Origin of the sequence: Brevundimonas sp. AAP58 (assembly GCF_001295975.1) — a bacterium.
Taxonomy (GTDB): Bacteria; Pseudomonadota; Alphaproteobacteria; order Caulobacterales; family Caulobacteraceae; genus Brevundimonas.
Genome location: NZ_LJHU01000021.1, coordinates 1 through 11,630 on the forward strand (window position 1 = coordinate 1; position 11,630 = coordinate 11,630).

9 protein-coding genes and 1 pseudogene are annotated in these 11,630 nt (G+C 67.5%); 5 read left to right on the forward strand and 5 right to left on the reverse strand.

The annotated features are described in order from the left end of the window. Window positions 1-483: pseudogene (locus tag IP78_RS03555) on the reverse strand (AMIN domain-containing protein); the annotation flags it as partial. Window positions 484-968: 485 nt separating this feature from the next. Between IP78_RS03555 and IP78_RS03560 the strand changes: the two are divergent. From IP78_RS03560 to IP78_RS03570, 3 genes are read left to right on the forward strand one after another with little or no spacing between them, the layout of a single operon-like run. Next, on the forward strand, window positions 969-3,593 hold the full coding sequence (locus IP78_RS03560; protein WP_054110340.1) for a ribonuclease E/G: 2,625 nt from the start codon (window positions 969-971) through the stop codon (window positions 3,591-3,593). A gap of 56 nt (window positions 3,594-3,649) precedes the next feature. Next, window positions 3,650-5,062: a M48 family metalloprotease gene (locus tag IP78_RS03565; protein ID WP_054110346.1), complete on the forward strand. Its 1,413-nt coding sequence runs from the start codon at window positions 3,650-3,652 to the stop codon at window positions 5,060-5,062. 22 nt (window positions 5,063-5,084) lie between these two features. After that, window positions 5,085-5,873: a thioredoxin domain-containing protein gene (locus IP78_RS03570; protein ID WP_054110347.1), complete on the forward strand. Its 789-nt coding sequence runs from the start codon at window positions 5,085-5,087 to the stop codon at window positions 5,871-5,873. A 7-nt stretch (window positions 5,874-5,880) separates the two neighbouring features. Here the strand turns inward: IP78_RS03570 and IP78_RS03575 are convergent, their stop codons facing one another. From IP78_RS03575 to tyrS, 4 genes are all read right to left on the reverse strand, one after another. Further along, entirely contained in the window at window positions 5,881-6,453 is a 573-nt protein-coding gene (locus IP78_RS03575) for a polymer-forming cytoskeletal protein (RefSeq protein WP_054110341.1), read from the reverse strand. Further along, the gene (locus IP78_RS03580) at window positions 6,443-7,588 is read right to left on the reverse strand and encodes a peptidoglycan DD-metalloendopeptidase family protein (protein WP_054110342.1); all 1,146 of its coding nucleotides are present in this window, start codon (window positions 7,586-7,588) and stop codon (window positions 6,443-6,445) included. Before IP78_RS03580 ends, IP78_RS03575 begins: the two co-directional genes overlap by 11 nt. A 205-nt stretch (window positions 7,589-7,793) precedes the next feature. Beyond that, on the reverse strand, window positions 7,794-8,249 hold the full coding sequence (locus IP78_RS03585) for a peroxiredoxin (RefSeq protein WP_054110348.1): 456 nt from the start codon (window positions 8,247-8,249) through the stop codon (window positions 7,794-7,796). A gap of 137 nt (window positions 8,250-8,386) precedes the next feature. Then, window positions 8,387-9,640: a tyrosine--tRNA ligase gene (gene tyrS, locus IP78_RS03590; RefSeq protein ID WP_054110343.1), complete on the reverse strand. Its 1,254-nt coding sequence runs from the start codon at window positions 9,638-9,640 to the stop codon at window positions 8,387-8,389. 232 nt (window positions 9,641-9,872) lie between these two features. Between tyrS and IP78_RS03595 the strand changes: the two genes are divergently transcribed. Next, a complete protein-coding gene (locus tag IP78_RS03595; protein WP_054110344.1) occupies window positions 9,873-10,547 on the forward strand; it encodes a DOMON-like domain-containing protein in 675 nt (224 codons plus the stop codon). Continuing rightward, on the forward strand, window positions 10,544-11,630 hold a 1,087-nt coding region (locus IP78_RS03600; protein WP_054110345.1), incomplete at its 3' end, for an exo-beta-N-acetylmuramidase NamZ domain-containing protein. The genes IP78_RS03595 and IP78_RS03600, both read left to right, overlap by 4 nt.

Below are 11,630 nucleotides of genomic sequence, written 5' to 3' on the forward strand. Positions count from 1 at the left end.
CGCAGGGCGCCGGGTTTCGCGCACCGGAGCCGCCGCCGCTCCGCCCGTCGAGGCGATGTCGATGACATAGCGGTAGTGCGCGACCCCGTCGCCGGGCGGCAGCAGGAAGCGGCGCTCGATGCGGGCCGTACGGGCCAGGCCCAGCTGCACCCGCGAAGCGGTGCCAGAGGAGCTGACTCGCCAGTCGCGCACCAGGCCTGTTCCCGCGCCGTCGACACCCCGGCCGGCTCCGACACCCGCGAGCGTCAGGATCAGGCGGCCGTTGTCTCCGGATTCGATCACCTCACCCCGGGCTGACCGATCGAGGTCGATCACGACCCGGGTCCGGTTGGCGTCGCCGCCGAAGCGGACGCCACGCACATCGCCTGTCGCACCGGAGGCCATGCCTTGTCCCGCCACGGCCAGCACGCCGGCAAGAATACCAAGCGCGAGCAGGGTCATGGCCCACTCGCGCAGGCTCCAGGCGGACAGGTTGAAACGCATCGGACGCGGCATTCTGTCGGCGACCCACCATTATCGTTGCCCACACCATGACCGATGGCGGTGAGCATGGGGTTAAGGCGGGTATGAAATTCGTGCGCCTTTTCATTCACGTTCCGCATGCTTATGCTTGCAGATGTCCGCGAACGATCGCGCTCCTGTCCTGATGGACCGGCGCGGCCCCGGCGCGGCGCACGCTTCCCGCCTTTCGAGACCTCCTCGGCCATGCCCGAGAATCGACGGAGCCGGGCCAATCCGAACCGGAGCCCTTGCCTTCGCGCGAGACCGGCTCCAGGACCGACCAGAACCCATGGGCCCAACCGCCTGCGCAACCCTCGAACCGACAGCCCATCCCGGGCCGGTCGTCGTCATCGGTCAAGGCCATGACGCGGGGACAGCGCGCGACGTGAGCGCCTCCTACCCCATTCGGCGAGCCGCCATGACCCCGCACCTGCGGGCCGGCCGAGCGCGCCAGAGAGAAAGCTTCCATGTCCAAGACAATGCTGATCGATGCAGCGCACGCGGAGGAAACCCGCGTCGCCATCGTGGACGGCCGCCAGGTTGAGGAATTCGACTTCGAGTCGAAGACCAAGCGCCAGCTTCGCGGAAACATCTATCTCGCCAAGGTCACGCGCGTAGAGCCCAGCCTGCAGGCCGCCTTCGTCGAATACGGTGGCAATCGCCACGGCTTCCTGGCCTTCAACGAGATCCACCCGGACTACTACCAGATCCCGGCCGCTGACCGTGAAGCCATCGCGGCCGAGGCTCATTCCGACGAGGACGATCAGGACGATCTAGGCCGTGAATCCGACGACGGCGAGTCCGAAGGCGGCATGGCCGAAGAGGAGCGCCTGAAGCGCCGCCTGATGCGGCGCTACAAGATCCAGGACGTCATCAAGCGCCGCCAGATCCTGCTGGTCCAGGTCGTCAAGGACGAACGCGGCGGCAAGGGCGCGGCACTGACGACCTGGCTATCGCTGGCGGGCCGCTACTGCGTGCTCATGCCCAACACCGGCAAAGGCGGCGGCATCTCTCGCAAGATCACCCAGGCGACGGACCGCAAGCGCCTGAAGGCCGCTGCGGCGGCTCTGGACGTGCCGCGCGGCATGGGCCTGATCATTCGCACGGCTGGGGCCAAGCGCACCAAGGCCGAGATCAAGCGCGACTACGAATATCTGCTGCGCCTGTGGGAAACGATCCGCGAGACGACGCTGGCCAGCCACGCACCATCGCTCATCTACGAAGAAGAGAACCTGGTTCGTCGCGCCGTGCGCGACATGTTCGACAAGGACTTCGACGGCATTCAGGTGGAGGGCATCGAGGGTTTCAAGGAAGCGCGCGACTTCATGCGCGTGCTGATGCCGAGCCAGGCCAAGAAGGTGCATCTGTATCAGGGCTCGAAGCCCCTGTTCGCGGCCCACGGCATCGAGGAGCTGCTGACCCAGATCCACCAGCCGGTCGTGCCGTTGAAGTCCGGCGGCTATCTGGTGATCAACCAGACCGAGGCGCTGGTCGCGATTGATGTCAACTCCGGCCGCGCCACCAAGGAGCGCAACGTCGAGGCCACGGCCTTCAAGACCAACTGCGAGGCCGCCGTCGAGGCCGCGCGCCAGCTGCGTCTGCGCGACCTTGCGGGTCTGATCGTCATCGACTTCATCGACATGGACGAGTCCAAGAACAACCGGACCGTCGAACGCATCCTGAAGGACGAGCTGGCGCGGGACCGCGCCCGCATCCAGATGGGCCGCATCTCGGGCTTCGGCCTGATGGAGATCAGCCGCCAGCGCCGTCGTCTGGGCGTGATCGAGGGCGCCACCGAGGTCTGTCCGCACTGCGCCGGCGCGGGTCGCGTCCGATCGGCGGAGAGCGCGGCCCTGATGGTGCTCCGCGCCGTCGACATCGAAGCCGGCAAAAACGGCGCGGGCGTGATCAACCTGAAGGTCTCCTCGGCCGTCGCCCTCTACATCCTGAACCACAAGCGCGATTACCTGCAGCATCTGCAGAAGACGCGCGGTCTCGCCGTCGTCATCCAGATCGACGACCGCTTGGGTCAGGGCGAAAGCCAGATCGAGCGGACCGAGACCAACGAGGATTTCACTCCGCCGGAGACGACTGTGTCCCTGGCGGCTCTTGAGGACGATTTCGACGATGCCGCCTTCGTTGAGGAGGACGAGGACGACGACGAGGACGACCTCTTCGACGACGAGACCGAGGAACAGCTCGACGGCGAGGACGCCGACGACGACGAGCCGCGCGAGAGGGCGGAACGACAAGACGGCGACGGCCGTAGAGGCCGGGGTCGCCGCCGTCGCGGCGGCCGTCGGGACGAAACGGGTCCATCGGACGCCGGGGCTCAGGCCCCCGCCAACGACGACGATGATGACGCCGATGGTCGTCGCCGTCGCCGGGGCCGTCGTGGCGGTCGCCGCGTCCGCGAGGACGGCGAAGGCGAAGCCGGATCCAGCGCCTTCTTCTGGGTGCGCGGCCGCACGCCGTCGCTGGAAGACCCCTATGTCTGGTTCGATCCGCTGAATCCGCAGCCGCGCGGCGAGCGTGGGCCCGCACCGGCCACAGGAGAGGCCGAGGGCGACCGTCCGGCTCGCACGCCTGAAAGCCTCGAGGCCGGCGTATCCGGCGACCGCGAGGGTGGCCGCCGTCGCCGCCGTCGTGGCCGGGGTCGCGGCCGCGATCGCTTCGAACAGGATGACGCAGGTATTGTCGAAGGAGGGGCCGACCCCGCTGTCGACACGGACGAGGTCGCGGCGACCGGGTCCGCGGCGGACCTCCCGGCCGAGCCCCAGCGTCGTCGGGTCCGGCGCAAGTCGGCGGCCGTCACGGCCGCAGTCGAAGCCGATGCTGAGGTGACCAAGACCGAGGCCGTTGTCGAAGCGGAACCGGTCGAGCCGATCGCCCCGGATTCCGTGCCCGAGCCGGTCATTGAGGCCACCCCTGAGCCTGAGGCGGAGCCTGAGCCGGCGCCCGAGCCCGTCGCGGCCACGATCGAGCCGGACCTGGCCCCGGCTGGGCCGAGCGTGACCGAGATCATCGCCAATGACCCGGCGCAGATCACCGCACCCCCGCCCAAGCCCAAGCGCGGGTGGTGGCGTCTCTGATCAATCCGCACTAGCTTGGGGAGATGAGGCGGGGGCGCCTGTCTGAGGAGTTCGCCATGATCGGGCTGACCCGTCTCGCCTTCCGGCTCGTGACCGGGTTCGTTGCCGCCCTGGCCATGGCGGTGGCCGCCACCCCCGTCTCCGCACAGTCCACGATCCGGGACACCGAGATCGAGGGCATCATCCGCGAGTGGTCTGACCCTGTCTTCGTGGCGATGGGCCTGGAGCCGGCCGACGTCGAGGTGCTGCTGGTCGCCGACAATGATTTGAACGCCTTCGCTACGCGCGGGCGGATCATGGGCATCAATACCGGCCTCATCCTGCGGACGCAGAACCCCAACCAGCTCCTGGGCGTGATCGCCCACGAGGCCGGCCATATCAAGAACCGCCACACCTTGCGGGACGGTGCCCAGGGCGCGGGCATGCAGCCCTTCCTGATGTCCATGGCTCTGGGCGCGCTGGCGGTCCTGGCGGGCGAGCCCGGTGCCGGTGCCGCCCTCTTGGGCTCGGGCCAGTATTTCGGCACGCTCGGGGCCCTGCGCTACCTCCAGGGGCAGGAGGGCGAGGCCGACATCACCGCCGCACGAGGCCTGGAGGCGGCGGGCGAGTCCGCTCGGGGGCTTGTGGAGTTCTTCGAGAACTTCCGCAGCCAGGAGGTCTTCTCCGACGCCCGCCGTTTCCCCTACTTCCGCAGCCACCCGCTATCGGGCCAGCGCATCGAGGCCCTGCGCCGCCCCGTGGAAGCGATGTCGAACTACAGCCGCGTCGACAGCCCGGAGCGCATGGCCCAGCACGCCCTGATCCGCGCGAAGATCCAGGCCTTCATGAATCCGCCGACGCAGACGCTGCGGACCTACCTGGAGACCGACACCTCCTTCCCCGCGCGCTACGCCCGCGCCATCGCCTGGTACCGCGATGGCCAGACCCAGCGAGCGCTGGACGCCACCGACGCCCTGATCGCCGAGGACGAGGGCAATCCCTTCCTCTGGGAGTTGAAGGGCCAGATCCTGTTCGAGGAAGGCCGTCCGGCCGAGGCCATCGCCGCCCACCGTCGCTCGGTGGAGCTGCTGCCGGATGCGCCCTTGCTCCGCATCAATCTCGCCCACGCCCTGATCGAAACCCGGGACCCGACCCAGCTCGAGGATGCGGTCGACAATCTGAAACTGGCCACCGCGCGGGAGCCCGAGAACACCCTCGCCTGGCGCCTCCTGTCCCAGGCCTATTCCAGCCAGGGCAAGGAGGGGGAAGCTCGTCTGGCCTCGGCCGAGTTCTACTTCGCTGCCGGGGGCCAGGAGCAGGCGACCCAGTTCGCCCTGCGCGCGCGCGACCTGCTGCCGCGCGGTTCGATCGAATGGCGTCGCGCCATGGACATCGTCCTGGCGTCAGGCGCCACCATGGACGACATCGACGACCTTGATCGTCGTCAGGAGCGCCAGCGCGGGACCGTCATCGCCCCGCCCGGCGCCTGATCCCGACTTCACCGAGACCCGCATGACTGACGACACGCCTTCCCCGACCCCGCCCACGCGCGACCCGTTGGCCTTCTTCGCCTCGGGTCGGGGCGGGGCGCTGGCCGTCGCCCTGTCTGTCGTGGCCCTTGGTCTGGCCGTCGTGCCCTATGCGACGGGCGGTTCGTTCGGAGACAGGGTTCGCGCCTATCTGATCGCCAATCCCGAGGTGCTCGACGAGGCGGTCCAGGCCCGGCAGCAAGGCGAGGAGGCCAAGCGCGTCGAAACAATCAACGCCGCGGTCGCCGCCAATGCGGCCCTTCTGGCTCCCGACCCGCGCGACCCCGCCGTCGGTCCGGCCGACGCCAAGGTGACGGTCATCGAGTTCTTCGACTACCGCTGTCCCGGCTGCAAGGCGGTGTCCGAGGACTACCTCGCCCTGATCCGCGCCCATCCGGACGTGCGCTTCGTCTTCAAGGAGTGGCCGATCCTGGATCGCGGCGACGACACGACCTCCGACTACGCCGCTCGCGCCGCGCTGGCCGCCCATGCGCAGGGACGCTATCTGGCAGTGCATCAGGCGCTGATGGCCGAGCCCGCGCTGGATCGAGGAGCCGTCGATCGGATCCTGACAGAAAACGGCGTCGATCTGACCCGCGCGCGGGCAGTGATCGGCTCACCCGAGACCGACGACCTCATCGCCGACGTCAGTGCGGCCGGTCAGACGCTTGGTCTTGTCGGGACGCCGACGTTCCTGATCAACGGCCGGACGACCGCCACCATCAACCCGGTCGAGGTGTCGGCGGCGATCGAGGCGGCGAAGCGAAGCTGAGAGCCGGTCAGAGCGTCTTCATTTCGATGGTCTGGGGCGCGGCGGCGGCATTTGCTGTTGTCGGCGCGGGCGTGGCCGTTTCGACTGAGGCAGGACGTGGAGCCGAAGCGACCGGAGCCGGGGTATCGCGTCGGCTTTGCAGCACGCGGCCCTGGAAATAGGCCCCGATGTCAATCGACAGCTGTTCGGCGGTGATGTCGCCATCGACGTAGGCCGTCGAGACCAGTTTGACCTGTTTGCCGGCGACGGCTCCGACGACGCGGCCGCGAACCTCAAGGTATTCGGCGGTGACGGCACCTTCGATGGCACCGGTCTCGCCGACGATCAGGCGGCCGACGCGGACGTCGCCCTTGATCGCGCCGTCGACCTGCAGGTCGCCGGCACCCGAGACGTTGCCATCGAACTGAAGATCCGACGACAGGGTCGACAGCCCGCGCGACGAGGCGATGGGCGAGGGGGCCGGGGCGGCCGGCGACGGCGCGCGGCCGGCGCTTGGGGACGGCAGATCCGGCAGCGGCGGGATCGGCGGGGCGTTCGACGGGCGGTCGGGTGTGGCGGCGGGTTTGGCTTTATTGAACAAGGGTGTCTCCGGCTCTCATGAAGCGGGCGGGATTTTGCGGACGTCCGTTCATCCACACCTCATAGTGCAGATGCACGCCGGTCGAACGACCGGTGGAACCCATCGCTCCGATACGCTGGGTCAGGCCGACGCGCTGGCCGGTCCGCACGGCGATCGAGTTCAGATGGGCGTAGCGGGTCTTGAAGCCTCGGCCGTGGTCTATCTCAACGGTGTTGCCATAGCCTGAACGAACGCCAGCGAAAGACACGATTCCGGGAGCCGTGGCATAGATCGGGGTGTTCAGGGGCGCAGCGAAGTCCTGGCCCTGATGCACCGCCGGCCGCCCGTTGAAGGGGTCGAAGCGCACGCCGAAGCTGGAGGTCGTGCGCGCGGTCGTCGGACGGTCGAACGGCAGCGCCTCGGCGGCGTCGGCGAGACGGCGCATCTCGGTCAGATTGTCGGCCGCATGACGAATACGAACCGCGAAGGGCTCATCGACATCCAGGATGGTGGCGAGCGCTTTGGCGTCGTCGGCTTCTACAAGCGGTCCGCCGAGCGCCGATCCCGTCGGGGCGTAGGCGGCGGGGTTCAGTCCCGCGAGCCGGAAGGCCAGCCGCAGCCGCTCGGCGCGCGACTGGGCGAAATCGCCCGCGCGTTCGATCAGGCGTTCCTGATCCATGCGGACGGCGACAATGCGCTGGACGGGGGTGGCTGCGCCCTCGGGTGGAGTGGGGGCTGGGGCCATGACGGTCTCGGCACCGTCGACGCCCCGGAACATGCCCATGACGTTGGTGAGCGCCGCATGACGCCGCTCGACCATCTGGGCCATCTCATCGAGGCTGCCCGTCGTGGTCGACATGCGGATGACCGCCGTTTCGAGGCGAGCCTGGAGGTCGGCGTTGAGGCGTTCGGACGCGGCGCGGGCGCGGGCGATCTCTTCGTCGGCGCGATTGGCCATGACCATGTCGAAGATGAAGCCACCTGATGCGATCAGCGTCCAGGCGGCTCCGACAACGGCGACCCCCGCCATCATCATCTGCCGGCCCGAAGTCAGAACATATCCGCGTGTTTCGCCGTTCTGACGCAGATAAACATGCCGTTCCGGAAACCAGCGATCGATCAAAGAGCGTCTGACCGCTCCCTGTTCTTCTACCATGTGAACACGCCCCCATGCACGAGAAGCGTTATCCGTGAAGTGTTGCCTGTCGGCAATACCGTTCACATAATCTTAACCATGTTAGTCGTCGTTTTCGCGCGAACGAATCTAGACAAGGTTAAAGTTCGCCTCTCGGGCGATTTGTTACATCTGTCGATTTCAGAAACTGGACTGTTGAAACCGTCCGAGACCGGATCAGCCTGTTTCAAAGCGCCTGAACGGCCGCCAGAACCTCTTCGGCGTGACCCTTGACCGAGACCTTGCGCCAGACGCGGCGGACGACGCCGGCCCCGTCGATCAGGAAGGTGGCGCGTTCGATGCCCATGTAGGTCTTGCCGTACATGCTCTTCTCGACCCAGACGCCGTAGGCCTCGGTGACGCCGGTCTCCTCGTCCGAGGCCAGGGTGACCTTGAGGTCGTATTTGGCCTTGAACTTGTCGAGCTTCTTCACCGGGTCCTTGGACACGCCGATGACGGTGACGCCCGCCTTGGCGAAGGCGTCGGCGTGGGCGGTGAAGTCCTTGGCTTCATTGGTGCAGCCGGGCGTGTCGGCCTTGGGGTAGAAGTAGAGGACGGTCGGACCCGACAGGGTCGCGCGGCCGCCGCCGTCGGCGGGCATGTCGAACGCGGGGGCCTTGGAGCCTTCGGTGATCTCGGTCATGTCTTCCTCCTGCCGCTCATCCCGGCGAAAGCCGGGACCCAGTCCTTTCGCGAGGCGGTCTTGGACCGGCAACGCGACCTATCGCCACCACGGATCGCCCAAAGCACTGGGTCCCGGCTTTCGCCGGGATGAGCGGATTAGACGGGGCGAACGAGAATGATCTTCTTCTTGCCAGCACCCAGCTTAAGCACGCTGTCTCGTACGTCGGAGGCCGCGATCAACCTAGCGCCGTCCGCGATCGCCTCGTCATTCAGTCGAAGGCCGCCGCCCTGGGCCAGGCGACGCGCCTCGCCGTTCGACGCCGTAAGGCCTGCGCGGGTGGCGACGGCGGCGATCATGGCGCCGATGACCTCCGACGACGGCAGTTCGACGGTCGGAAGGTCGCTGGATGCGGCCCCGCGCTCGAACGCGGCCTCGGCGCCTTCGCGAGCAGATCGGGCGGCGTCGGCGCCATGCAGCATGGTCGTGGCGGCGTCGGCCAGCGCCTTTTTGGCCTCGTTGATCTCGGCGCCTTGCAGCGCCTCGTAGTGGGCGATCTCGCCCAGCGGCAGGTCGGTGAACAGGCGCATGAAGCGGCCGACGTCGGCGTCCTCGGCGTTCCGCCAGAACTGCCAGTAGTCAAAGGGCGAGAGCTGGTCTGCGTTCAGCCACACCGCCCCTTGCGCCGTCTTGCCCATCTTTCCGCCGGACGCCGTTGTCAGCAGCGGCGTGGTCAGGCCGAAGGCGGCCTTCTGATCCACGCGTCGCACCAGGTCGACGCCGGAGACGATGTTGCCCCACTGGTCCGAGCCGCCCATCTGCAGCGTCACGCCCAGCTTCCGGTTCAGCTCCAGGAAGTCCACCGACTGCATCAGCATGTAGTTGAACTCGAGGAAGGTCATCGGCTGCTCGCGCTCCAGCCGCAGCTTGACCGAGTCGAAGGCCAACATGCGGTTGACCGTGAATTGCGTGCCGAAGTCGCGCAGGAACTGGATGTAGCCGTAGCCCGACAGCCAGTCGTCGTTGTTGACCATGACGGCGTCGGTCGGGCCGTCGCCGAAGATCAGGAACTTCGAGAAGACCTGCTTGATGCTGTCCAGGTTCGACTGGATCGTCTCGTCGGTCAGCTGGGGGCGCGAGGCGTCCTTGCCCGTCGGGTCGCCGACCTTGGTCGTGCCGCCGCCCATCAGGACGATGGGGCGGTGACCGGCCTGCTGGAGGCGGCGCAGCATCATGATCTGGATCAGGCTGCCGACGTGGAGCGACGGGGCGGTGGCGTCGAAGCCGATGTAGGCCGAGATCACGTCGGCTTTCGCCGCCGCGTCCAGCTCCGCCGGATGGGTGATCTGGTGGATGTAGCCGCGCGCCTGGAGCGTCTGGAGGAAATCGGACTGGAAGGCGGGCTCGGTCATGACGTCAGGCGGGCTTGGCTTTGGGAAGAGGGCGGGCTGTAGCATGCCCGGTGGACCGGGGCGAAGGGCCGACGGTGAGAGTCAGGCGAAGGGGTGGGAGTGACTCTCACTTCTCTCACGTTTCCGACCGACCCCGCCGACCGGCGACCGATGAGAGTGTAAGCGCGGCCTACGTCAGGATCGGACGTGCTGACGGCTTGGCCATCGGTTCGGCGCGTGGCAGTCACAGGACATGTTCGAGCCGACCGACAGTCCGACCATGCTGGAAGTCCGGCTGAAGCCGCACCCCGCCTCGCCGGAGAGCCCGATCGACACACTGACGGTCCTGTTCGAACGCGACGGCCTGGCGCTGTGGCTGAGGTTCGTCGCGGAGGGTCAGATGCCGGAGGTGGTCTGGCCGGGACCCGTCGAGCCGGGCCGGGCCGACGACCTGTGGCGGCACAGCTGCTTCGAGGCCTTCGTCCAGGCCGACGACGGCTATGTGGAATACAACCTGTCGCCGTCAGGTCAGTGGGCGACCTATCGGTTCGACGATTATCGCAAAGGGATGCGGGCCGCCGACCAAGGGGCGGAAATCATGACCTTCGAGGTCTCGCCAGACAGAGCCGAACTGACGGGCCGGATCGCGCTTGATAAAGGGATCCCATCCCTCCGCTCATCCCGGCGAAAGCCGGGACCCAGTGCTTTGGGCGCGCCGGCGAGTGGTGAAAGCTCGGGCGGTGGTCCCGGCCAAGGTGCCCCACAACAGAACGGGGTCCCGGCTTTCGCCGGGATGAGCGGAAAGAAGGTGGGACTGTCGGCCGTCATCGAGGCCATCGACGGCACCTTCTCCTATTGGGCGCTGGCCCATCCGTCGGATAAGCCCGACTTCCATCACCCCGACTCCTTTGTCCTGGAGCTTCCATGAAGTTCGGCATCGACCGCCTGCTCGCCGACCCCGCCCTGCTGGCCGAGCTGAAGGGGCGGCGCGTGGCTCTGTTGGCGCATCCGGCGTCGGTGACGGCGGATCTGACCCATTCCATCGACGCCCTGATCGCGGCGGGCGTGACCATCAGCGCCGCATTCGGGCCGCAGCACGGGATGAAGGGCGATCTGCAGGACAACATGATGGAGAGCCCAGACGAGATCGATCCGGTCCACGGCTTTCCGGTGTTCAGCCTGTACGGCGAGGTGCGCCGCCCGACGGGGCAGATGCTGTCGACGTTCGACGTGATCCTGGTGGATCTGCAGGACCTGGGGTGCCGCATCTACACCTTCGTGACGACGCTGCTTTATGTACTCGAGGCGGCGGCCGAGACGGGCAAGACCGTCTGGGTGCTGGATCGGCCCAACCCGGTGGGGCGGCCGGTCGAAGGACTGACGCTCCGGCCCGGTTTCGAGAGCTTCGTCGGGGCTGGCCCCATTCCGATGCGGCACGGCCTGACCATGGGCGAGATGGGTCGCTGGTTCATCGATCACTTTCGGCTCGACGTCGATTACCGCGTGATCGAGATGCAGGGCTATGACCCTGAGGCCGCGCCGGGCTTCGGCTGGCCGCTGGGGCAGAGGGAGTGGATCAACCCGAGCCCGAACGCGCCGAACCTGTCGATGGCGCGGTGCTATGCGGGGACCGTCATGCTGGAGGGCGCGACCCTGTCGGAGGGGCGGGGCACCACGCGGCCACTGGAGCTGTTCGGGGCGCCGGACATCGACGCGCGGGCGGTGATCGCCGACATGCACAGGCTCGCGCCGGATTGGCTGGGCGGCTGCGTGCTGAGGGACATGTGGTTCCAGCCGACCTTCCACAAACACGTCGGTCAGCTGTGTTCCGGCGTGCAGATCCACGTGGAGGGGCCGCGCTATGGGCACCACGCCTTCCGGCCGTGGCGGGTGCAGGCGCTGGGGTTCAAGGCGATCCGGCGGCTCTATCCGGACTACGACCTGTGGCGGGACTTCCCCTATGAGTATGCCTTCGAGCGCCTGCCGATCGACACGATCAACGGCGGGCCGG

Coding starts and splice junctions, on each gene's coding strand:
- tyrS (WP_054110343.1), bottom strand. CDS start 9,640: ATGACCGAGCCCGCCTTCCAGTCCGATTTCCTCCAGACGCTCCAGGCG.
- IP78_RS03580 (WP_054110342.1), bottom strand. CDS start 7,588: ATGGTAGAAGAACAGGGAGCGGTCAGACGCTCTTTGATCGATCGCTGG.
- IP78_RS03585 (WP_054110348.1), bottom strand. CDS start 8,249: ATGACCGAGATCACCGAAGGCTCCAAGGCCCCCGCGTTCGACATGCCC.
- IP78_RS03595 (WP_054110344.1), top strand. CDS start 9,873: ATGTTCGAGCCGACCGACAGTCCGACCATGCTGGAAGTCCGGCTGAAG.
- IP78_RS03565 (WP_054110346.1), top strand. CDS start 3,650: ATGATCGGGCTGACCCGTCTCGCCTTCCGGCTCGTGACCGGGTTCGTT.
- IP78_RS03560 (WP_054110340.1), top strand. CDS start 969: ATGTCCAAGACAATGCTGATCGATGCAGCGCACGCGGAGGAAACCCGC.
- IP78_RS03570 (WP_054110347.1), top strand. CDS start 5,085: ATGACTGACGACACGCCTTCCCCGACCCCGCCCACGCGCGACCCGTTG.